Raw genomic sequence first — 21,483 nt, 5'->3', positions numbered from 1 at the left:
GGAGCGGATTCTACACCCCACAAAGCATAAACGGTGCCAACTTTTGAGTGAGTTGGCACCGTTTATGTAATTTTATTCTATTGGATTAATCTTTCTTGAGTTTTTCTCCGGCTTTATCGAAGGCATCGCCAATATCGCGTCCAGCCCGCTTAAAGCCCTTTTTTACATCCTGCCAGGCGTCAGCCGTTGCATTTTTGGCATTATCGATGTCTGCCGAAAGCTCTTTACGCTCCTCTTCCAGCTTTGCTTTTTGCCGCTCAGTCTCTGCCTTTGCCTTATCACTTTGCTTGTCGGCTTTCGCTTTTAATTCATCAATTTTGGCATCTAATTTTTCTTTCTGAACTTCCATTTTGGCAACAGCCTCATCCCGTTCACGCTTAAAATCAGCGCTTATCTCTTCCGATTTGTCTTTAGCCTTGTCGCCAGCTTCTTTCAAATCTTCTTTGGCTCCTTCAGTAGCATCCTTAGTATCAGCCGAAATCGCATCGCCTGTTTTTTCCAAGGCATCTTCGGTACGGGATTCTTTTTTGCCGTCGGAACCGCAAGCTTGCAATAGTGCCAACGAGGCAACAAGGAGTAGTGTACCTGCTACATGTCTGATTTGCGTAAAAATCAATACGGGCTTTTTCATAGTAGTTTGTGTAGTTTGATTTCACAAACCAGTTTGACAAACGATGTGCCAGAAAAGGAGGAAAGCAAGCAGAGAGAGGTAGAGGAAAGGGCTTACAACGATCTGCAACAAGGTTAGTCTACTTCCAGTTAATTGCGCAGCCAATCGGCTTTGTAATCGGCGATTGTACAGGCTTGCCTGCCAGCAGGCTACTAACAGCCTCATCGACATATCGACGTTGCACACTCGTACTATCCTGCGGATTGTCGTCAATGGTACCTACATACTCCAGGAAAAACTGGCCATTTTTCTGGTTCAATACATACACTTGTGGAGTACGGGCGGCTCCAAAAGCGTGGGCCACGTTCTGCGTCTCGTCGATCACATAGGCAAATCCGTAGCTTTTTTCCTGAGCACGTGCTTTCATATTGCCAAACGAATCTTCATCATACGCAGTCGGATCATTGGGCATAATAGCCAGAACAGGATAGCCTTGCGAAGCAAATTTTCGATCCAGACCAATAATTCGATCTTCGTAAGCTTTCGCAAAGGGGCAATGATTACTGGTAAACACAACAATCAGCCCTTTTTGCGAACGGTAGTCGGCCAGTGAAATAGTTCGGCCATCTATATTTTTTAAGCGAAAATCACTTATGGCATCGCCAATATTATACCCTTTCGGTTGGGCATAAGCCACCACTGATGCGACCAGCGTGAATAGTATAGCTAGCGAGAAACCGATTTGTTTACCTGTTTTCAATGGAGTATGCTTTTTATACTTAGATAACAAATCAGCGCTAAAGATTAGTTTACTCCCGATTTTGGCTTACTTTTCTTTATCCTATTGCGCGGCCTATTAACCAATTGACAGGCCAAATAGCCCACCTTTAGCAAAACAAACGAATAGGCATTCCTAATCCAATGAACCGGCGATTACTTTGGTTGATTTATGCGTGTCTGATCACGAACATAACTTTCGGACAAGGCATCCGTATTACGCGTGGTGACGATGACGTAAAGCGATCGAAATGGCGTTTTAAGTCGGGCGATAATCTTCGCTGGGCTGATTCTGCATACAACGATCGTCAGTGGAAGGTTTTAGTTGATATTGATGCTACTAAACTTAGTAAAGATATATGGCCGGGCAACAAAGCATGGTTTCGCCAGGTCATTACTGCTCGCCCGAAGAGCCGCAATCATGCATTTCAGCTAGTCGTCCAACAATTCGGTGCCTCCGAAATTTACCTCGATGGGCGGTTGTTAGCAGTACTTAAACCACCTCGCTTCGATTCCGGAGAGTCGCAGCGATTGGTTCAGTTCATCCCGCTTCAGTTGGCCGATACCAACCGGCATATGCTGGCTGTGCGTTACCAGATTCGGCAAGATCCGGTTGTTCAGCCAGCAACTGACGTAGACCTAATCAGAATTGATATTTTACCCGCCGACCAGGCTGGCAATACACTGGTTAGCGAAGCGCACTGGACGTCGATACTCAATGGGTGTTTTACGGGCGTTTTTGCCATTCTGGCACTCCTGCACTTTTTGTTCTATCGCGCCAATCGGAACCAGTCCATAAACCGAACCCTGGCCTGGACCATGCTTTTTTTTACGTTGATTTTTGCTACACCTGAGCTGGACAATTACATCGGTACGCTTACGTATATTTCTATTACCGATATGATCAGCGATTTAAGCCTTCACGCGGGTTTTGTCTTACTGCTCACGGCTGTTTATCAGTATCTGCATTTACGACGTACCTGGATCTATTACACAGTGGTTTTTGTGGTAGCGGCTACTCAGGTGTACCGCCTTTTCGTAGGGGCTCCGCAGGATGAACTCGTTGGTATTCCATTCATTCTGGTTATTATCGACTACATACGGGTTAGCTGGAAAGGCCGAAAAAGCAAGGATGCCGACGCCAGACTACCCTGGAACTCGCTTAAGACGGCTTTATATTGTTTTCTGCTGATTATCGTGTTCTCCGTAAGTGCTGGTATTTTGGAAAGTGCTACCCATTTTAATATGGAATACATGATGGCAATTGATATTGCGCTTAGCGCGGTAGCTATGTTCAGTATTCCAGTTGGGCTGTCGCTTTCGCTGGTGCGCGATTATACCCGGACCTACAAAGCCTTGGGCGACAACCTGCGCGAAGTTGAACAACTGTCGGCCCGGACGCTGGCACAGGAGCAGGAAAAGCAACAGATTCTGGCCCGTCAGAACGAACTACTCGAAGAACAGGTTCAGAAACGAACCGCCGAACTCCATAGGTCGCTTGACGAATTAAAGACTACCCAGGACCAACTCGTTCAGCGGGAAAAGCTGGCTTCGCTGGGTGAACTTACGGCAGGCATTGCGCATGAAATTCAGAATCCACTCAACTTCGTGAACAACTTTGCCGAAGTATCGGTCGAATTAGTCGAGGAATTGAACGAGGAGCGAGAAAAGCCTATCGATGAGCGTGATGAGGGATTAGAAACCGATTTACTCAGCGATCTGAGTCAAAATGTTCAGAAAATCAGTGATCATGGCAAACGAGCCGCCAGCATTGTTCGTGGAATGCTTCAGCACAGCCGGGCCAGCTCAGGACAGAAACAGCCAACCGACCTAAACAGTCTTGTGGATGAATACCTCCGGCTGGCCTATCATGGTATCCGGGCGAAAGACAAGGGCTTTAATGCCCAATTGGTTACTGACTTCGCCCCCAATCTACCAACAATTAAACTGGTTCCAGAGGACATTGGGCGTGTGCTAGTCAACCTGTTTAATAATGCGTTTTATGCGGTTCAGGAAAAAAGTAAATCTACCGCTGGCTTCGTCCCCACCGTTTCCGTACAAACAGCTCAGGATCATGAACAGCTGGTCATTCGGATAAAAGACAATGGCATTGGCATTCCTGATGAGGTTCGGAATAAAATCTTTCAGCCTTTTTTTACTACTAAACCTACTGGCGAAGGAACGGGTCTTGGCTTATCACTTAGTTACGACATCGTATCGAAAGGTCATGGGGGTGCATTACGCGTGGAGACCGAGTCCGGAGTGTTTACGGAATTTATTATAACGTTACCTGACTAACAGTAACTTCTATTGCCTGTAGTAGTTCTTAGGAATCGCTGATTCTCTGGTTCAACTTATCGACCGTTTGATCAACAAAATCAAAAAAATCTGATCATCGTTTGTTTGCTAAACACTGTTCAGTAAGTTTGCATTGTTAATAAAACAAAGCAATGGGAATTGTAGAGCGCAAGGAGCGGGAACGGGAGGAAATGCGGAAGCTGATTTTAGAAGCTGCCCAGAAATTATTTCTGGCTAACGGCTACGAAAAGGTAAGCATTCGCAACATTGCCGATGAAATAGAATATAGCCCTGCCACGATTTACCTTTACTATAAAGACAAGAACGAACTGTTCTTTGCTTTACATCAGGCTGCTTTTACAAAGCTTATTCAGGAGTTTGCTCCGATTGCCCAGATCGAAAACCCGTTCGATAAACTGGTTGAAATGGGACGTCTGTACCTGAAATTTGCGGTCGCCAATCCAGAATTGTATGATTTGATGTTCATTATGACGGCTCCTATCGACACCCTGGACTGTCGGAACGATGTATGGGAAGATGGCCATCATGCTTTCTTAGTACTGCAAAATGTGGTGCAGGCCTGTATCGATATGGGGTTACTTAAACATAACGATGCTGAGCAGGCAAGTCTGATGATCTGGAGTATGGTACATGGCATAGTGGCCCTGTTTCTGCGTCGACGGTTAAGTATGTTTGGAGACGATCGGGTCATACCCCTCATGGAGGAGTCTTTCCTTCTGTTCATCAAAACGCTTGAAACTGGTCTTTGATATTTTTTTGACATTATACTAAACACTGTTCATTAATTGATAGGCGATTATGATACTCATACTTAAACACATTCGCTATCTGACTCTGCTGCTTCCCCTATCTATGTCAGCGCAGCCTGCTCCACCGAGCGTATCACCGATTCTGGAAAACTACATTCGGGAAGGTGTGGCTAACAATCTGGGACTTCGGCAGGAATCGCTGGAGATCAGCCGTGTCACCGAGTCTTTGCATCAGGCTCGTTCTCTCTTTTATCCGCGTGTTGCGTTCAATCCTACTTATTCGCTGGCAGCTGGTGGCCGACGGCTGGAGTTTCCGGTAGGGGATCTGCTTAATCCGGCGTATAAAACGCTGAACCAGATTATAGGCGCTGATCGATTCCCGACCAATATTGAGAATGTCAATCAGTTATTGGCTCCCAATAATTTCCACGATACCAAGCTCACGATCAGCTACGCGATTTTCAACACGGATATTCAGTACAACTACCTCATTCAGAAACAACTGCTTTCAGCTCAGGAGGCTCGTAAGCGTGTGGTTGAGAATGAACTTCGATATAATATCGCTACGGCTTACTATCAGTACCTGCAAACGCTCGATGCTATTCGGATTTACGAGAACTCAAACAAAGTTCTGACTGAACTGGCCCGCCTGAATGAGAAACTGATTGCCAATAATGTAGCCACAAAAGAAGTGTTAACCTCAGCTCGCTACGAAATCAGTAAAGTCGATCAGCAACTAGCCGTAGCGCAAAAAAATCGCGAAACGGCCAAAGCCTATTTCAACTTCCTGCTGAACCGGGAGTTGAACGCGGTAATCGATGTCGATTCATCGCTTACAAAAATCCTGCCTGAGTCGAAGGAAAATTTGGCTGACTTACAACAAACGGCCCTCCGTGGTCGGCAAGAACTGATTCAATTGAATGGATCGCTGGATGCTGCCCGAACGGCGGTAAAGCTCAATGAGGCCAATGCTAAAATTCCGAATGTATATGTCGGTGGCAATACGGGCTTTCAGGGATTTGGCTACACCTTTCAGAATCAGGCGTATCTAGTGGCGCAGGTTGGCTTGCAATGGGATTTGTTTAAGGGCTACGAAAAACGCTCGAAGATTCAGCAGGCTAAAATTCAGACCGACGCGCTACAAACTAAACTCGCCGAAGTGCAGCGACAAATCCAGTTGCAGGTCTTACAAGCCTATTACGACCTGAATGCGGCTACTGAAAGCCTGACAGCTACGCAAAGTGGTGTGCTCAATGCCGATCAGACGTTCCGGGTTATCGACAGTAAATACCGCAACGGCCAATCGCTATTGATTGAGTACATCCGCTACCAGAATGATCGCCAAACGGCCCAGCTACAACACTCGCTGGCTCGTATGGACGTCCTTGTCAAACGCGCTGCCCTCGACCGGGCGGTAGCCGTCAGTAATTGACCAACTCAATTCTAAAAATGGCCTCGCTTATGAACGCATTACCCCCTGCTGTACTTTCGGCCAAACCTTCGGGTTGACCAAGTCTACTTACTAGTCGATCCAGTTATAGTCTTGAATCGTGTTCTGCTTGAAAAGTTCCTTGATTTTATCGACAAATGGAAGAACGCTTTTGTACCGATTGTCAACCGTATTTAGCACAATCAGTTTTACGTTCCACTTGCGATAGTTTTGTTGATAGCTCAAGTTTTTATCGGCTGTAATCAGGAATTCAAGTTCTTCCTGGCTCATCGCTCGGAGTAGTTCACTATTCTGAAGCGATTGCCAGCCCAACTCAGGAACGGTTTTTACATCAAAACCTTCACCAAAACGGTACTTAAGTTTTTTGGGCAGGTTTTCGTCGAGAAGAAGTTTGAACACGGACAGGTGCGTTAAGTGTTACGGTCGATTCGGCCAAATCCAGCACTGCTAAAGCCTGCTCAAACCTCACCGAAGGGAAATCATCAATAAACTCAGCAATTGTATGTCCTCCCTTCACATAATCGAACAAGTTCTTGACTGGAACCCGTGTATTGAAAAACACAGGTGTTCCACTCTGGATATCCGGGTGTATGGTGATGAGTTGGTTCATAGCTGAGCGCATTACAACTGTAAACAAATACAACTTAGCAAAAGTGTCCTGGTAAATAAGAAAGCATATGAAATTCTCCCAAATTCTCCTATCAATCCTACTCGCCATTGCGCTATGGGCGTGTGGTACGAAAGCCGAAAACAAACAAGCCGAAAAAACCGACGAAACAGTCGTTCCTATCAAACTCTCTCCCGTAAGTACTGTGGTCCGCGCTGAACCTGTTATTGCTTCAGGATTGGTCTCTTCTGACCAGGAAGCCCGGTTATCGTTCAAAATCGGCGGTATTATCAATCGTATGTACGTGGATGAAGGACAAACTGTCCGTAAAGGTCAATTACTGGCGACCCTCGATCTGACTGAAATCAATGCCCAGGTCAATCAAGCCCAACTGGCTACCGAAAAAGCAGAACGTGATCTGAGCCGGGTAAAAAGCCTGTATGCCGACACAGCCGCCACGCTTGAGCAGCTTCAGAATGCCACAACTGGCCAGAGCGTAGCAAAGCAAAATCTGACCATTGCGCAGTTCAACCAGAATTATGCCCAAATCCGCTCAACGGTCGATGGAACTGTTACCCGTAAAATCGCTAATACAGGAGAGATAACCGCTCCAGGCGCTCCCATTTATCTGATTTCATCGAACCGACCCGGTGACTGGGTTGTGCGCGTGGGTGTATCCGATAAAGATTGGGCACGACTTCGGATCGGAAACAAAGCCAGCATCAAACTCGACGCCTACCCAGATCGAACGTTTACAGGCACCGTGAGTGAACTGGCCCAGGCTGCCGATCCAGTTAACAAGTTGTATGAAGTTAAGATCAGCATCAACGCGGGTGGTGCAAAACTGGCTCCGGGTCTATTTGGCAAAGTAACGCTTGTACCTGCCCAGAACCGCAGCTATGCACTTGTTCCCGTCGAAGCCATTGTAGAAGGTAACGGAAAGGAGGGGTTCGTATATGTGCTGGCCGATGACAACCGGGGTGCCGGACCGCTGCACGTCCGAAAGACACCCGTCCAGATTGGCTTTCTGGACGGGGATAAGGTACTACTCACTAATGGATTGGCCGGAGTGAAGGATGTGGTCACGGCTGGCTCAGCCTACCTAACCGAAGAATCAAATGTGGTGGTGAAAGAATGAAAAATGAATAATGCAGAATGGATAATAAATTCTGAATTTCATGGAAGAGCAAAATAGTGAATTCTGGGTTTTTGAGCCGGGAGTAGCTTATGAATCCAAGCCAAATGCAATTCTTGAAAAATCATTCGCTTTTGCTATTCGAATTATTAGGCTTCATAAATGGCTTCTTAGCAAACACATTGATATCGCTCCTCTAGCTAAGCAAATTCTAAGAAGTGGTACAGCAATTGGGGCCAATGCAGAAGAAGCAGATGTCGCTTATACTAAAAAAGAATTTGCCTCAAAGCTTGGAATTTCACTTAAGGAAGCTAAAGAAACCAGATACTGGCTCCGCTTATTGGAAGCTACTGATTATATAGACGAAGCCATGTTTTCATCTTTGAATGCAGATAATAATGAATTAATGCGTTTGCTGATCTCAATTTTAAAAACAACTAAAGAGAATTTGTAATGGCTAGTGCAGACGGTATAACCATGAGCTATATCGATATCCTCACGAATTAGCTTTCAATCTGCAAGACCATTATTCATTTTCCATTAATCATTATACATTATGCTGTCTCAATTTTCCGTCAAAAACTGGCAGTTTATGCTAGTGCTGTTTCTAGGCGTAGCTGCACTCGGCATTAACTCACTACTGAACATGCCTCGGGGCGAAGACCCTGAATTTACGGCCCCCACCTACATTGTAGCGGTCATTTATCCAGGTACCGACGCCCTCGATATGGAGAAACTAGTCGTGGACCCAGGCGAAGCACGTTTTAATTCGCTGGAAGATATGGGTCACGTTATTACCAACGTAGACGATGGCTTAGCCGTATTTCGGATTGAATATGATTACGGCGTTGATCCTGACGAAAAATACCAGGAAATAATTCGGGAAGTAAATGCACTTAAGAGCGAACTTCCTTCCGACATCTACCGAATCGACATCAAGAAATTTTCGCCCACCGATGTCAATATTGTCCAGGTCGCACTTTTATCGGAAGTGGCTTCTACAAAAGAACTGGGCGACTATGCCGACAAGCTGAAAAAGGAATTTGAAAAAATCAAAAGCCTCAAAAACGCTGAAGATTGGGGTTATCCGGCATCGGTTGTCCGGGTATCGCTCAATATCGAGAAAATGGCCCAAAACGGCATAGCCGTCAACCGCGTACTGGGTGCCTTGCAGGCCGAGAACTTAAATATTCCGGGTGGAAATATTCAGGCTGGAACGCGAAAATTCAACGTTAAAACATCAGGTGATTATCAGTCGCTCGACGAAATTAGAAATACGATTGTATCGACCAATGGGCAGAAAATCATTTACCTGCGCGATGTTGCCGATGTTGATTTTAATTACGAAGACGAAACCTACCTTACCCGACTCAATGGCCATCGGGCGGTATTGGTAACGGCTGGACAAAAAACGGGGGAAAATATTGCCAAAGTAGGTCAACTATTAAACCCAGTTATTGACCGATTTGCAAAGACGCTACCTCCCCATATCACACTTGTTAAAAACTTCGACCAGACGGTCAGTGTCAACAAACGGCTCGATCATTTCGTACAGGATTTTGGACTGGCTATTCTACTGGTATCACTTACCTTATTGCCGCTGGGATTCCGGGCAGCCATAGTGGTCATGATTTCGATTCCACTGTCATTGGCAATTGGGCTGGCTGGCCTCGACCTATTAGGCTTTAGTATCAACCAGTTAAGCATTGTTGGGCTTATTGTGGCTTTGGGCATCCTGGTCGATGATTCAATCGTCGTCGTCGAAAATATTGAACGTTATCTCCGTGAGGGCTATTCCAAACGCGAAGCCGCTATTAAAGCCACCAGTCAGATTACCCTGGCCGTAATTGGCTGTACAACAACGCTGATTCTGGCATTTCTACCGCTTCTTTTCCTGCCCGAAGCCTCCGGCGATTTCATTCGTTCGCTGCCGATGGCCGTTGTCACTACCATTCTGGCATCGCTGTTTGTTTCGCTGACTATTGTTCCCTTTCTATCGAGCCGGATTTTGAAAGAAGAACATAACCCCGAAGGTAACATCTTTATGCGGGCACTGAAAAAACTCATCAGCGGGTCGTATAGTCGTTTGTTGCACTGGGGTTTACGCCATCCGGTCGTTACGTTGCTGGTTGCGGGTGTGTTATTTACCGGGGCCTTATCCATGTTCAAGATGGTTGGATTTGCCCTGTTTCCCGCTTCGGAAAAGCCTCAGTTTCTGATCAATATTGAAACGTCCGATGGCACTAGCCTGTCAGAAACCGACCGGGTCGCTCGCTACGTAGAAGGTGAATTGAAACGCGAACCAGAGGTCAAGTATATCACAACGAATGTAGGCCGTGGTCAGCCCCGGATTTATTATAACGTTATTCAGCGTAATGAATCGCCTAATTACGCTCAGTTTTATGTTCAGCTGGTCGATCTTGAGCCAGCCGAAAAGCGTGTATTGATCGATAAGCTACGTGAGCGGTTTAAATATTACCCCAATGCCAAGATTGAAGTAAAGGATTTCGAGCAAGGCCCCGACCAGGAAGCGCCCGTTGCTGTCCGTGTATTTGGAGAAAACCTCGATACGCTAAAAGTAATGGTATCACGCGTAGAAGCGGCTTTCAAACAAACCCCCGGCCTGATTTACGTCAATAACCCTCTTTCCAATCAGAAAACGGATTTACGCGTACGTATCAACAAAGAAAAAGCCGGTTTATTAGGGATTTCGATTGCCGATGTTAACCGTACGATCCGGCTGTCCATTGCTGGTCTGAATGTAGGTACATTTAAGGAACCCAACGGCGACGATTATACTATTAATGTGACGCTCCCCAAAGGCAAAGTGGCCGATCAACGCGTTTTGAGCGATCTGTACGTCAACACACTAACGGGATCAGCCGTACCCCTTCGCCAAATTGCCGATCTGGAGTTTGAGAGTAGCATGAACCAGATTCGTCACTACGACAAAGACCGCTACGTAACCATTACGGGTTTTGTAAAAACGGGCTATCTGGTCGATAATGTCTTCAACGATGTGCTGGCAAAACTGGACAAGATGAAGTTTCCCAGTGGCTTTACCTACAAAGCGGCAGGCGAACTCGAAAGCCGGGAGAAATCGTTCGGTGGGTTAGGCACAATTATCCTGATAACTATCTTCGGATTTATTGCCGTACTGGTATTAGAGTTCGGCACCTTCAAGAGTACACTGATTGTCTTGTCGGTGATTCCATTAGGCGTTATTGGAGCGGTGCTGGCGCTGTATTTTACCGGCAATCCGTTCTCGTTTGTAGCGGTTATCGGCCTGATCGCCTTAATCGGTATCGAAGTCAAAAACTCGATTCTGCTGGTCGATTTCACCAACCATCTACGCGAAGAAGGCATGTCGCTCATAGATGCGATTCAGGAAGCAGGCGAAATTCGATTTGTGCCGATTGTCTTAACCTCACTGACTGCCATTGGCGGCTTAATACCACTCGCTATCGAAGGAAATCCGCTGTATTCGCCACTAGCCTGGGTACTTATCGGCGGGCTCATTTCCAGCACCTTACTTTCTCGTGTAGTAACGCCTGTATTGTACAAATTGCTACCGCCACGAGTTGAGGTTAAAGCAGTTGAAGCCGAGCCTGAGTTAGTATAATCGTCAACTCCCCGAAAATTCAAAACTTTCGGGGAGTTGCTTATCGCTAGCGCACCATCACCTGAATCACTTTCCGTTGACTATTCGTCTGTATGTCGAGCCAGTACAACCCTGCTGATAGCGGCCGCTCGACAATAAAATCGGCCTCACCAGATTGGTATTCCAATCGACCGGCAATAGCTTGTCCAGTACGAGTCACCAGGCGTACGGTAGCTCCGTCGGCGTTCCACAAGCGCAGATGAATACGGTCGGGATTAGCAGGATTAGGGAACACCGAAATAACGGGTTCACTCACCTGAATAATGGCTGATATTGGCTTATAGACATGAATCGTCCCGTCGAAATCAACTTGCTTTAACCGATAGTAGTTGATTCCGGGGAGTGGATCGCTATCAATCAGGCTGTAACTCTGTCGCTCGCTCGTAGTCCCTTTGGCCGCTACTTGCCCAATTAGTTTATACTCACCCAAATCGCTGCTTCGTTCCACAACAAACGTATCGGCATTATACTCAGAGGTAGTTGCCCAGGCCAGTTGAACCCGGTCGCCATCGGACTTGGCCGTGAATGAAAGTAGCGTAACGGGCAACGATGAACCATTTATCTGAATTTCATCCAACTTGAGTGTACCTCCACCAGCAGCTGGCTGACAAGCATAAATGCGAAAGGTAATAGCCGACGATTGATTGATAAAGTTCGCACCATTGAGCGTAATTGAAGCCGTTTGATAAGACGTAGAGGTTGTATTGGTGTAAATATCACTAGCAAACCCATCGGCACTTGATCGAACATAGATCTGTTGAGGACCCTGAGCAGAGCGAGAAAAGGCAAATGAAAGGGATGCTAGAGTGACGTGAGCGGTTCCCTGAGGCTGCACCGAAAATTGAACATACTCGGTTTGATTACATAATGATGTGGACCAGTTCTGTATGTTGACACCCAAGTTCACATAGCCGCTGGTGTAGGGATTAATCGCTATCTTATTGACGCCCGTATAGCTGACTGACGAAACAGCTATCAATGGATTTGACGAGCTTCCGTTATCATTTCCTTCAAAACTCCATGCACCTGTAAACGGGGCCGTTTGAGCCATTGCCATTTGCCCAATAAGCAACCCCAGCAACACAGCAACCGTATATTGTTTTCCCATGTATGCGGACTATTTAGCGAATTCGCCTATTTGACCGCAAAACAGGAATAAGTCACTTAGTACACAAATTCACCGACTTCGCTCTTAATGGTCACTCGCTTGCCTTCGTAGGATTCTACATGCCCGATTAGCTGCGCATCAATACCAAACGATTGCGCAATCTCAATGACACGCTGGGCGTATTCTTCCGGCAAATAAACCTCCAGCCGATGCCCCATGTTGAACACCTTATACATTTCCTGCCAGGCTGTTCCACTTTCGCTTTGGATCAATTGAAACAAAGGAGGAATAGGAAATAGATTGTCCTTGATGATATGCAGGTTATCGACAAAGTGAAGCACCTTCGTCTGGGCTCCTCCCGAACAGTGAACCATACCGTGAATCTGCTGCCGAAGCTCATCCAGCAGGACTTTGGCTACGGGGGCATAGGTACGGGTGGGCGAAAGAATTAGTTGCCCAACGGTGGGGTGTACTATCTGCGAATCAGTAGTAGCGATGTCAATAGTGTCCGTCAGTTTTTTGGAGCCGCTATAAATCAGGTTGCGATCAACGGCCGGATCGAAACTCTCAGCATATTTATCGGCCAGGTAATGGGCCAACACATCATGTCGGGCGGAAGTCAGGCCATTACTGCCCATGCCTCCATTATAACTCGTTTCGTAGGTTGCCTGCCCAAACGAAGCTAGTCCAACAATGACATCGCCCGCCTGAATGCGGTCGTTGCTGATGACCTGATCGCGTCGCATGCGGGCAATAACCGTACTGTCCACAATAACCGTACGAACCAGATCACCCACATCGGCCGTTTCGCCCCCCGTACTGTAAATCTCGATACCATGCTCACGTAGCATCTGAAGCACTTCTTCGGTACCGTTTATGATTTCGGCGATGACTTCACCCGGTATCAGGTTTTTATTCCGCCCAATGGTCGAAGAAAGGAGCATGGGACCAGTAGCACCTACACAAATAAGGTCGTCGGTATTCATCACCACGGCATCCTGAGCAATGCCTTTCCAGACATTCAGATCGCCCGTTTCACGCCAGTACAGATAAGCCAGTGACGATTTTGTGCCCGCCCCATCCGCATGCATAATGGTACAAAAGGCCGGATCACCCGCAAGTGTGTCGGGTACGATTTTACAAAACGCTTTTGGGAAAAGGCCCTTATCGAGCTGGGCAATCGCGTTATGAACGTCTTCTTTACTGGCGGATACCCCGCGCTGTGCATAGCGGTCCATTCAACAATGAATAATGGATAATGAACGATGAATACAGGACAAAGGTAAGTACGTTCTACCAGTCGTTCTTCATCATTCAGTGTTCATTATCCATTTTACTGTATTCTTTAATAGACAATTCCTGCTTCGGCTCGAACCGCATCCAGTAGTTGCATGAGGTTTAGGCTATCGTCGAGCGACCAGAGTGGGCTTTCCTTTTTCCCTTCAGCCAGGCAGCTCATCACGTGTTTGGCTTCATAATCGTACCCGTGAGTATCCCGCTCGAAAGCGAATGTTTCTGATGTGCCATCTTCCCGATTCAGGGTAATGCCTTTTGTTTCATGGAATCGACTGTGAATCCGAATCTGTCCCGTTTCACCTTGGATGATCCCCAGACAATCCGTAGCCGCCAGCAGGCAGCTATCCAGTAAAGCCACCTGTCCGTCGGCATAGGTCAGCACCATACCACATTGTTCGTCAACACCTGTGGAACTGAACGTTGCCGATGCCTTAACAGTAGTTGGCTTCCCTAAAATTAGATATGACAAAAACAAGGGGTAAATACCGATATCGAGCAGAGAACCGCCACCAAGCGCTTTATTGAACAAGCGTTTTTCGGGTAAAAATGGAGCTTTAAAGCCAAAATCAGCTTTTACCGAAACGACTTTCCCTATGGCCCCCGATTTAACCAGATCCAATGCAAACACAATACCAGGCATAAAGCGGCTCCAAAGCGCTTCCATCAGAAATACACCTTTCGAACGGGCCGCTTCAACCATTCCCCCAACCTGTTCGCCATTCATTGCGAAAGGTTTCTCGCCCAATACAGCTATACCCCCATTCAGCAGCATCATTACATTTTCATGATGTTTGACATGGGGCGTGGCCACATAAACTACGTCTAGATCTGGCAGTGTTAGCAGCTCTTCGTATGAGCCAAAAGCATGTGGGATAGAATAAGCTTCAGCAAATTCAGCCGCCCGTTGCCGGTCGGAGGAGGCAACGGCATAGAGTTGGGCATCAGGCACTGTAAGTAAATCCTGTGCAAATTTGTGGGCAATACGGCCCGGCCCTAAAATCCCCCAGCGGGTCATGGTACGGTCAGTTAATTGGGCTATAGGATAAATTGAGTCGTTTGACACCTGCCAAATAAGCTCTTTTTTTCTAAGTTGCGACCTCACCAATACCTCTTTCTGTGAAATACACCCCGTTATGGCTCTTTTTTATCGGTTTTCTGTGCGTCTGTTCGCCCGCAATAGGTCAGATCGTTGAACAACCTGACCCATTACGACCTTCAATGCCTACCGCTGATTCAACCAAAACGAACGCTACCAGTACTGACTCAACGACAACCAACGCAGCCACAGTACACCAGGATACCGTAGTAAAGCCGCCCGATCCGATCTTCCGGTATCGACTGACTGCCGATGGTACCATTACCGCAGGTAACGTCAATCGGACTTTACTTCAACTGACCGGCTCCTTCGATTATCAGCTTAGTAATTACTTCAAGCTGTCGAGCAACCCCTCATTTGTATATGGTCAGCAAAGCGGCATCCTGGCAGAACGAGAATGGTTTGGCGATTTTCGTACAACGTTTCGGCATGAAAAGCGGCTATATTATCTTGCCTTTGGATCCTACGAACGAAGCAATTTGAGGCAAATCAACCACCGTTGGACAGTGGCCGCCGGGATGGGTTATAAACTTCTGAACCGAAAGCGGGCATATATTTCGATTACCGATGTGCTTATGCAGGAGTATACGGATTTTATCGAGCTGGCTGACATAAACATCTTCCGAAATTCAACCCGGCTGTTTGGTGAGTATTCGTTTGATAACGACCGTTTTAAAGTAACCCATACAGCCTATTATCAGCCCGCTTTGGGGCAATATAACGTTCGGTGGAACGCCAGCGTGAGTGTTCAATTTCAATTCACAAAAGTGATCAGTCTGCGTTCGACGGTTGCCAACGCCTATGAAAGCCTGGTTGTACCGGGTCGGCAGAACAACGATTTCCGCTTTACGATGGGATTGGTGTATGAAAAACAGTGATAGGAGTGAGAAGTGAGGAGTGAGAATGGCTGACGCATGTTTTTTTTCTTGCGTCAGCCATTCTCACTCCTCACTTCTCACTCCTATCACTGTTTTACTGTTTATCGGGGAATGGAATAATCAGTTTTTCACCACGGGTTGCTATATCTTTTGTGCGTTTATTAGCTCGCATGATAGCCTCTTTGCTAACCCCATACTTTTCAGCGACAACACGTAGTACATCGCCCGGCCCAACGGTGTGAACGGCCATCACTTTCACATTCAGTTTAGTAATCCCTGCTTTGACATCACTTTCCGACACGCCCGGATTCATTTCTTTCAGCGTGCTGATTTTCATATTGTACCGATTGGCGACCCCATAAAACGTTTCACCTGAACCTACTGTATACGTACTCGTTACCCCGCCTGGCTTGATCTTTGGCTTTTCGATTACCTCTTCCGCTTTAGGTTTCTCCTCCTTCGGCTTCTCGACAGGCTTCTCCACTTTAGGTTTTTCAGCAGGCTTTACGGCTTCCGGCTTATCTCCAGGTGCTGGTTTTCCATCCGTTGTTTCCCGGTTATCTTCCGCGACCTCCTCCGCATTGGCATTCGCTTCGGGGGCATCGTCAGGGGGTGTTGCCTGTGATAAGTCGACTGGTGCCGGCTGCGATGATGTATCTACCTCTTCAGGCGACATCAGCATGTCGGGGTCGTTCTGCGCCAGTGGTTGCTGCGACGTGGTATCGAGGGCTACGTTCGTCAGTTCATCCGAACCGTTCGTGTCGTCTGTAATATAGTCGTAACCGATGTATAGCAAAGCAGCAATCAGCCCTACCAGCACGACAAGCGTGATGGCTGGCAAATTGGAGTTTGCGGCTGGACGTGGATTGGATTGTTGGCTTTCCGTTGCCATGGTTTACTTAATTACAGGTAGTGAATAACGTAAAGTAGCAGATTCAACTCATTTCGCACTATTGGCTAAGTCAGAACTCATCTGGGCGACCTTTTCCTTCAGACCTTCTTTAAACTGACTTAATTTTTCGGCAACGGTATCGTCAAACGTCCCGACGATCTGAGCCGCCAGAATCCCGGCATTACGGGCGCCATCGAGTGCCATAGTTGCCACAGGTACACCGCCGGGCATTTGTAGGATAGACAAGACCGAATCCCAACCATCGATGGAATTACTTGATTTGACAGGAACGCCGATGACGGGTAACGTAGTCAGCGACGCAACCATTCCGGGTAGGTGAGCGGCCCCGCCTGCACCAGCAATAATTACCTTAATTCCCCGATTACGGGCCGTCTTTGCATACTCGACCATTTTTTCGGGCGTCCGATGGGCCGAAACAATATCCATTTCCCACGATACTCCCAACTCATTCAGGATGTCGGCAGCCTCCTGCATCACCTTGCGGTCCGAAAGGCTACCCATTATAATACCTACCATTCAGATGAACTAACTTGACTCTCTGCGAAATAACGCAGATTACCGGACAATCACGCACCGTTATCGCTAATTTTTATTTGGCTATGGAATCGAAAGCCATAGCCATAAATGGTTAATCACCCTTCAATCCAAGGTATAGTCGCATAGCGACGAAAGGTTTATAGCAAACTAAACAACGTTAAAATCCCCCAGGTTGCGTAGCGACCAAACAAAGGCATTTGTTAAAAATTCGCAATAAATGTTAAAAGCTTACTGCCTAGTTAGAAAAATGCACTGCTTTGTCAGACTTAAAATCAGGTATTATGAAGCGATGGTTATTTTTTTTCTCCCTATGGTCGATTAGCCAAACCTACGCACAGACGAACCGGCTTGACGATCTATGTCAGGTATTCCATTTGCCCGATGGCAAAGACACCACAACATTTATCGTTTTTGGCACGAAGGAAGATCTAAAGGTTAAAAAGCCACTATTCTTATTCCGACAGGGTTCTCAACCCATGCCGCTCATTGTCCAGGATAGTGGCAAGTACTATATTATAGCTTCTTCGTTTCATTTTCGGACATATAAAGACTCGTACCATTTTGTTATGGTGCAAAAACCAGGTGTTCGTCTGGTGGCTACACAGCAATTTCTGGACAACTACCAGAAAGCAATGCGTACAGGAAATGTTACACCCGAGTTTATCAGTCAGAAATATATCGAGAATAACTACCGCGAACGATACGTAGCCCAGTGTAACCGGGTCATCAATTACCTCATCAAACAACCTTGGGTCGATACACACAAAGTAGTATTCTGTGGCGGCTCAGAAGGGTTTACAGTTGGAGCGGATCTGGTTGCGAATTACAATCGGCATATAACCCATACTATCCTGTTTTCGGGTCATAGTGGCCGACGGTTCGAAAATCCAATTTATTCAACACGCCAACAGATTGATAAAGGAGAGATAAGCCCTGAAGAAGGCCAAAAACAGATTGAATCCCTATACGCCTGGTGGGCCGACATCCAGAAACACCCCACCGCCCTGACCAATTCACCCGGCGATACATACCGGGCCTGGAAATCATTTTCGATCCGCAACCTGGATAACCTGTTACGCATCAGTGTTCCTTTATATATTGCTTATGGTACGGCCGACAAAGAAATAGCTCCAGGACTTGACTACCTGCCGTTGGAATTTATTGAGAAGGGCAAAACAAACCTTACCCTGAAAGCTTACCACGACCACGATCATCAGTTTTTTAAACTCAAACGCGATTCAACCGGACAAATTATTGATAAAGAATATAATGGCGAGGCCGTGGCCAAAGATTGGATGGAATGGCTCGATCAAAAAGCTATCAAAACTTCTTTAAAATAAATTTTCTATTTCTCATAACTATTTACTAATTTTGCACTCCCAAACTCGAATACACAAATCAACAACATACGAGGGTGAAGGTCCGTACTGCGGAAACCATACCTGACTTTTGGGCAAACAAGCCTTGCTAGCCAAGTTTTTGTATGCCCGTGAAAGGTCAGGTGCAGTGCGCCCGACCTTTTTTGTTGTTTCTGGGGCTGATTTTTAGGCAGATATAGGATTCGTCTGATTATTTCTCTAATTTTGCGGCCCGATTCGGAAGGTCCGAGTTGGAAAAGCGTATCTAAATTTTACCTGCTTACTTTAAACAAACACAAATGTCTGGTTTAATTGGCAAGAAAATCGGGATGACCAGTGTGTACAATGCGGACGGGCAGGCTCTGGCATGTACAGTCATTGAAACGGGTCCCTGTGTTGTAACACAAGTTCGTAGCATCGAAAAAGATGGCTACAAAGCTGTGCAGCTTGGTTATGGCGAAAAGAAAGAAAAGCACAGCAACAAGCCGGAGTTGGGCCACTTCAAAAAAGCGGGTACCACGCCTAAGCGCAAACTGGTTGAATTTAAAGAATTCACTCAGGAGCTGAATCTGGGCGATACACTTACGGTAGCCGATGTCTTTACTGAATCTGACTTCGTTGATGTAGTTGGAACAGCAAAAGGTCGTGGTTTCCAGGGCGTTGTGAAACGTCACGGATTCGGTGGTGTGGGCGGTCAAACGCACGGTCAGCACAACCGGGGTCGTCACCCAGGTTCGATTGGTGCCTGTTCGTTCCCATCGCGCGTGTTCAAAGGTCTTCGTATGGCCGGCCGTATGGGCGGCAACCGCGTAACGGTGCAAAACCTGCGTGTTCTGCGTATTCTGCCTGAGCAAAATCTGATTGTTATCAGCGGTTCAGTTCCCGGAGCTAAAAATTCATACGTTATTATCGAGAAGTAGGCCATGGAAGTAATCGTATATAACAGCAAGGGCGAAGACACAGGCAAAAAGGTCACCCTTTCGGAAGAGATCTTCGGTATTGAGCCGAACCAACACGCGATTTACCTCGACGTGAAACAGTACCTGGCCAACCAGCGTCAGGGAACCCACAAAGCAAAAGAACGTGCTGAAGTTGCCCGTTCAACCCGTAAGCTGAAGAAACAAAAAGGTACAGGCGGAGCCCGTGCAGGTAGCGCCAAATCACCTGTTTTCGTGGGTGGTGGTACCGTTTTCGGTCCACGTCCCCGTGACTATAGCTTTAAGCTGAACAAAAAAGTAAAATCGCTGGCTCGCCAGTCGGCTTATGCCGTTAAAGCTCGGGCGAACAGCATTTCAGTGATTGACAGCATCTCTCTGGAGGCTCCCCGCACCAAAGATTACATTCAGTTCCTGAATGATCTGAACGTATCTGGCCGCAAAACGCTCCTGATTCTGCCAGACGTAAATACGAATGTAGTTTTGTCGAGCCGGAATGTTCAAAAGGCGAAAGTAACGACCGCTGCACAGGTAAATACGTACGATCTGATGAATGCCGATCAACTGCTCATCAGTGAAGAAGCGCTGTCAACCATCCAAACCTTGTTTGAGAAATAATCATGAGCGTACTGAAACGACCAATCGTCACTGAAAAAATGACGGGCCTTAACAAGCAGGGGAAGTATGCTTTTGAGGTTGATCTGAAAGCCAACAAACTCGAAATCGGCAAAGCCATCGAGAAAATGTATGGCGTTAACGTTGAGGCTGTCAACACCATCCGGACTTTCGGAAAGCGTCGCAGCAAAAACATCAACGGACGCATTGTATCGGGTAAAACCCCTACAACGAAAAAAGCAATCGTAACGGTTGCAGAGGGCGAAGTAATTGACATTTACGCTGACCTGTAAACCGAGCCTTGCTCTATCACTTAATCAGTCATGGGAGTTAAAAAACTAAGACCCGTAACACCGAGTACACGTTTTCGCGTGGCACCCGATTTTGCGGAAATCACCACCTCCAAGCCGGAAAAAAGCCTGCTGGAGCCCCTCAGAAAAACCGGTGGCCGGAACAACGAAGGTCACCGCACTATGCGCTACATAGGTGGCGGTCATAAACGGCATTACCGTATTATTGACTTCAAGCGCGACAAAGTCGGCCAATCAGCCGAAGTTTTGACTGTAGAATACGATCCAAACCGTTCGGCCCGCATCTCGCTGGTACAATATGCCGATGGTGAGAAGCGCTACATTATCGCCCCTCAGGGAATCACTGTTGGTCAGAAAATCACGTCGGGCACTGGCTCTACTCCTGATGTAGGGAATGCACTGCCGCTATCTGAAATGCCACTTGGTACGATCGTCCACAACATCGAACTGACACCTGGTAAAGGTGGATCGATGGCCCGCTCGGCGGGTACCTACGCACAATTGGTAGGTCGTGAAGATAAGTATGCAATTCTGCGTCTGCCATCGGGTGAAACCCGCCGTGTACTAAGCGCTGGTATGGCAACTGTTGGTTCGGTATCTAACCCAGATCACATGAACGTCGTAACGGGTAAAGCGGGCCGGAACCGTTGGTTAGGTCGTCGTCCACGCGTTCGGGCTGTGGTTATGAACCCCGTCGATCACCCAATGGGTGGTGGTGAAGGCCGGGCTTCCGGTGGACACCCACGTTCACGCAACGGCCAGTTTGCGAAAGGTCAGAAGACCCGTAACCGCAACAAGGCATCTGAAAGCATGATTATTAGCCGACGCAAAAAGTAACAGATAACAATGGCACGTTCACTTAAAAAAGGCCCATATATTGATTTCCGCCTGGATAATAAAGTACAGGCACAGAATGAATCGGGCAAGAAATCGGTCATCAAAACCTGGTCGCGTCGCTCGATGATTTCGCCAGATTTCGTAGGCCACACCTTCGCCGTTCACAACGGTAACAAGTTTATCCCGGTTTACGTAACGGAAAACATGGTAGGTCACAAGCTTGGCGAGTTTTCACCAACCCGCAATTTCCGGGGGCACACCGCAAAGAAAGACAAGGGCAAACGATAAACT

At 47.0% G+C, this 21,483-nt stretch carries 22 protein-coding genes; 13 read left to right on the top strand and 9 right to left on the bottom strand.

The window, feature by feature from the left end; translation table 11 throughout:
• Nucleotides 1-85 precede the first annotated feature (85 nt).
• Both BGO59_RS03420 and BGO59_RS03415 read right to left on the bottom strand, forming a co-directional pair.
• A complete protein-coding gene (locus tag BGO59_RS03420) occupies nt 86-631 on the bottom strand; it encodes a hypothetical protein (RefSeq protein WP_293680550.1) in 546 nt (181 codons plus the stop codon).
• A 118-nt stretch (nt 632-749) separates the two neighbouring features.
• On the bottom strand, nt 750-1,334 hold the full coding sequence (locus BGO59_RS03415; RefSeq protein WP_293681146.1) for a thioredoxin family protein: 585 nt from the start codon (nt 1,332-1,334) through the stop codon (nt 750-752).
• 197 nt (nt 1,335-1,531) lie between these two features.
• Here BGO59_RS03415 and BGO59_RS03410 point away from each other — a divergent pair, with 197 nt between their 5' ends.
• From BGO59_RS03410 to BGO59_RS03400, 3 genes are all read left to right on the top strand, one after another.
• A complete protein-coding gene (locus BGO59_RS03410; RefSeq protein ID WP_293680547.1) occupies nt 1,532-3,685 on the top strand; it encodes an ATP-binding protein in 2,154 nt (717 codons plus the stop codon).
• 152 nt (nt 3,686-3,837) lie between these two features.
• Nucleotides 3,838-4,455: a TetR/AcrR family transcriptional regulator gene (locus BGO59_RS03405; protein ID WP_293680544.1), complete on the top strand. Its 618-nt coding sequence runs from the start codon at nt 3,838-3,840 to the stop codon at nt 4,453-4,455.
• Nucleotides 4,456-4,504: 49 nt separating this feature from the next.
• Complete coding sequence (locus tag BGO59_RS03400; protein ID WP_293680541.1) at nt 4,505-5,887, top strand: TolC family protein; 1,383 nt, start codon at nt 4,505-4,507, stop codon at nt 5,885-5,887.
• A 90-nt stretch (nt 5,888-5,977) separates the two neighbouring features.
• Here BGO59_RS03400 and BGO59_RS03395 read toward each other — a convergent pair whose 3' ends face one another.
• Together BGO59_RS03395 and BGO59_RS03390 are read right to left on the bottom strand one after the other, a co-directional pair.
• Entirely contained in the window at nt 5,978-6,304 is a 327-nt protein-coding gene (locus BGO59_RS03395) for a DUF5615 family PIN-like protein (protein WP_293680538.1), read from the bottom strand.
• On the bottom strand, nt 6,261-6,515 hold the full coding sequence (locus BGO59_RS03390) for a DUF433 domain-containing protein (RefSeq protein ID WP_293680535.1): 255 nt from the start codon (nt 6,513-6,515) through the stop codon (nt 6,261-6,263). Before BGO59_RS03390 ends, BGO59_RS03395 begins: the two co-directional genes overlap by 44 nt.
• A 67-nt stretch (nt 6,516-6,582) precedes the next feature.
• Here BGO59_RS03390 and BGO59_RS03385 point away from each other — a divergent pair, with 67 nt between their 5' ends.
• The 3 genes from BGO59_RS03385 (at nt 6,583) to BGO59_RS03375 (ending at nt 11,269) form a co-directional block, all read left to right on the top strand.
• Nucleotides 6,583-7,650, top strand: a complete 1,068-nt coding sequence (locus BGO59_RS03385) for an efflux RND transporter periplasmic adaptor subunit (protein WP_293680532.1) — start codon at nt 6,583-6,585, stop codon at nt 7,648-7,650.
• 40 nt (nt 7,651-7,690) lie between these two features.
• Nucleotides 7,691-8,101: a four helix bundle protein gene (locus BGO59_RS03380; RefSeq protein WP_293680529.1), complete on the top strand. Its 411-nt coding sequence runs from the start codon at nt 7,691-7,693 to the stop codon at nt 8,099-8,101.
• A 99-nt stretch (nt 8,102-8,200) separates the two neighbouring features.
• Entirely contained in the window at nt 8,201-11,269 is a 3,069-nt protein-coding gene (locus tag BGO59_RS03375; protein ID WP_293681143.1) for an efflux RND transporter permease subunit, read from the top strand.
• A 46-nt stretch (nt 11,270-11,315) separates the two neighbouring features.
• Here BGO59_RS03375 and BGO59_RS03370 read toward each other — a convergent pair whose 3' ends face one another.
• The 3 genes from BGO59_RS03370 to BGO59_RS03360 form a co-directional block, all read right to left on the bottom strand.
• Nucleotides 11,316-12,416 carry a T9SS type A sorting domain-containing protein gene (locus BGO59_RS03370; RefSeq protein WP_293680526.1) on the bottom strand — a complete coding sequence of 367 codons (1,101 nt, stop codon included), beginning with the start codon at nt 12,414-12,416 and terminating at the stop codon, nt 11,316-11,318.
• 56 nt (nt 12,417-12,472) lie between these two features.
• Complete coding sequence (locus tag BGO59_RS03365) at nt 12,473-13,654, bottom strand: AIR synthase related protein (RefSeq protein WP_293680523.1); 1,182 nt, start codon at nt 13,652-13,654, stop codon at nt 12,473-12,475.
• Nucleotides 13,655-13,761: 107 nt separating this feature from the next.
• Nucleotides 13,762-14,727: a Gfo/Idh/MocA family oxidoreductase gene (locus BGO59_RS03360; protein ID WP_293681140.1), complete on the bottom strand. Its 966-nt coding sequence runs from the start codon at nt 14,725-14,727 to the stop codon at nt 13,762-13,764.
• A gap of 101 nt (nt 14,728-14,828) precedes the next feature.
• On the opposite strand from BGO59_RS03360, the gene BGO59_RS03355 reads away from it, so the two are divergent.
• Nucleotides 14,829-15,686, top strand: a complete 858-nt coding sequence (locus BGO59_RS03355) for a DUF481 domain-containing protein (RefSeq protein ID WP_293680520.1) — start codon at nt 14,829-14,831, stop codon at nt 15,684-15,686.
• Nucleotides 15,687-15,780: 94 nt separating this feature from the next.
• Here BGO59_RS03355 and BGO59_RS03350 read toward each other — a convergent pair whose 3' ends face one another.
• Together BGO59_RS03350 and purE are read right to left on the bottom strand one after the other, a co-directional pair.
• Entirely contained in the window at nt 15,781-16,578 is a 798-nt protein-coding gene (locus tag BGO59_RS03350) for a LysM peptidoglycan-binding domain-containing protein (RefSeq protein WP_293680517.1), read from the bottom strand.
• A 48-nt stretch (nt 16,579-16,626) separates the two neighbouring features.
• Complete coding sequence (purE, locus tag BGO59_RS03345; RefSeq protein ID WP_293680514.1) at nt 16,627-17,115, bottom strand: 5-(carboxyamino)imidazole ribonucleotide mutase; 489 nt, start codon at nt 17,113-17,115, stop codon at nt 16,627-16,629.
• 302 nt (nt 17,116-17,417) lie between these two features.
• Here purE and BGO59_RS03340 point away from each other — a divergent pair, with 302 nt between their 5' ends.
• The 6 genes from BGO59_RS03340 to rpsS all read left to right on the top strand — a co-directional run bounded on the left by BGO59_RS03340 (nt 17,418) and on the right by rpsS (nt 21,480).
• Nucleotides 17,418-18,476: a dienelactone hydrolase family protein gene (locus tag BGO59_RS03340; protein WP_293680511.1), complete on the top strand. Its 1,059-nt coding sequence runs from the start codon at nt 17,418-17,420 to the stop codon at nt 18,474-18,476.
• A gap of 317 nt (nt 18,477-18,793) precedes the next feature.
• Nucleotides 18,794-19,414, top strand: coding sequence for a 50S ribosomal protein L3 (rplC, locus tag BGO59_RS03335; protein WP_293680508.1), 621 nt, complete (start codon nt 18,794-18,796; stop codon nt 19,412-19,414).
• A gap of 3 nt (nt 19,415-19,417) precedes the next feature.
• Nucleotides 19,418-20,047, top strand: a complete 630-nt coding sequence (gene rplD, locus BGO59_RS03330; RefSeq protein ID WP_080054058.1) for a 50S ribosomal protein L4 — start codon at nt 19,418-19,420, stop codon at nt 20,045-20,047.
• Between the two features lie 2 nt (nt 20,048-20,049).
• The gene (gene rplW / locus BGO59_RS03325) at nt 20,050-20,337 is read left to right on the top strand and encodes a 50S ribosomal protein L23 (protein ID WP_293680502.1); all 288 of its coding nucleotides are present in this window, start codon (nt 20,050-20,052) and stop codon (nt 20,335-20,337) included.
• A gap of 30 nt (nt 20,338-20,367) precedes the next feature.
• The gene (rplB, locus tag BGO59_RS03320) at nt 20,368-21,192 is read left to right on the top strand and encodes a 50S ribosomal protein L2 (protein WP_293680499.1); all 825 of its coding nucleotides are present in this window, start codon (nt 20,368-20,370) and stop codon (nt 21,190-21,192) included.
• Nucleotides 21,193-21,201: 9 nt separating this feature from the next.
• Nucleotides 21,202-21,480, top strand: coding sequence for a 30S ribosomal protein S19 (rpsS, locus tag BGO59_RS03315; RefSeq protein ID WP_020600951.1), 279 nt, complete (start codon nt 21,202-21,204; stop codon nt 21,478-21,480).
• Nucleotides 21,481-21,483 lie beyond the last annotated feature (3 nt).

The organism is Spirosoma sp. 48-14 (assembly GCF_001898575.1).
GTDB lineage: Bacteria > Bacteroidota > Bacteroidia > Cytophagales > Spirosomataceae > Spirosoma.
The sequence above is the reverse complement of the archived record's forward strand: the minus strand, read 5'-3'. Positions and strand labels throughout refer to the sequence as shown.

Excerpts from the sequence above, each read along its gene's own strand:
- BGO59_RS03400 (WP_293680541.1), top strand. The coding sequence starts at position 4,505 with ATGATACTCATACTTAAACACATTCGCTATCTGACTCTGCTGCTTCCC.
- BGO59_RS03410 (WP_293680547.1), top strand. The coding sequence starts at position 1,532 with ATGAACCGGCGATTACTTTGGTTGATTTATGCGTGTCTGATCACGAAC.
- purE (WP_293680514.1), bottom strand. The coding sequence starts at position 17,115 with ATGGTAGGTATTATAATGGGTAGCCTTTCGGACCGCAAGGTGATGCAG.
- rplW (WP_293680502.1), top strand. The coding sequence starts at position 20,050 with ATGAGCGTACTGAAACGACCAATCGTCACTGAAAAAATGACGGGCCTT.
- rplC (WP_293680508.1), top strand. The coding sequence starts at position 18,794 with ATGTCTGGTTTAATTGGCAAGAAAATCGGGATGACCAGTGTGTACAAT.
- BGO59_RS03380 (WP_293680529.1), top strand. The coding sequence starts at position 7,691 with ATGGAAGAGCAAAATAGTGAATTCTGGGTTTTTGAGCCGGGAGTAGCT.
- BGO59_RS03385 (WP_293680532.1), top strand. The coding sequence starts at position 6,583 with ATGAAATTCTCCCAAATTCTCCTATCAATCCTACTCGCCATTGCGCTA.
- BGO59_RS03405 (WP_293680544.1), top strand. The coding sequence starts at position 3,838 with ATGGGAATTGTAGAGCGCAAGGAGCGGGAACGGGAGGAAATGCGGAAG.
- BGO59_RS03360 (WP_293681140.1), bottom strand. The coding sequence starts at position 14,727 with ATGACCCGCTGGGGGATTTTAGGGCCGGGCCGTATTGCCCACAAATTT.
- BGO59_RS03340 (WP_293680511.1), top strand. The coding sequence starts at position 17,418 with ATGAAGCGATGGTTATTTTTTTTCTCCCTATGGTCGATTAGCCAAACC.
- rpsS (WP_020600951.1), top strand. The coding sequence starts at position 21,202 with ATGGCACGTTCACTTAAAAAAGGCCCATATATTGATTTCCGCCTGGAT.
- BGO59_RS03350 (WP_293680517.1), bottom strand. The coding sequence starts at position 16,578 with ATGGCAACGGAAAGCCAACAATCCAATCCACGTCCAGCCGCAAACTCC.
- BGO59_RS03365 (WP_293680523.1), bottom strand. The coding sequence starts at position 13,654 with ATGGACCGCTATGCACAGCGCGGGGTATCCGCCAGTAAAGAAGACGTT.
- rplD (WP_080054058.1), top strand. The coding sequence starts at position 19,418 with ATGGAAGTAATCGTATATAACAGCAAGGGCGAAGACACAGGCAAAAAG.
- BGO59_RS03420 (WP_293680550.1), bottom strand. The coding sequence starts at position 631 with ATGAAAAAGCCCGTATTGATTTTTACGCAAATCAGACATGTAGCAGGT.
- BGO59_RS03370 (WP_293680526.1), bottom strand. The coding sequence starts at position 12,416 with ATGGGAAAACAATATACGGTTGCTGTGTTGCTGGGGTTGCTTATTGGG.
- rplB (WP_293680499.1), top strand. The coding sequence starts at position 20,368 with ATGGGAGTTAAAAAACTAAGACCCGTAACACCGAGTACACGTTTTCGC.
- BGO59_RS03390 (WP_293680535.1), bottom strand. The coding sequence starts at position 6,515 with ATGAACCAACTCATCACCATACACCCGGATATCCAGAGTGGAACACCT.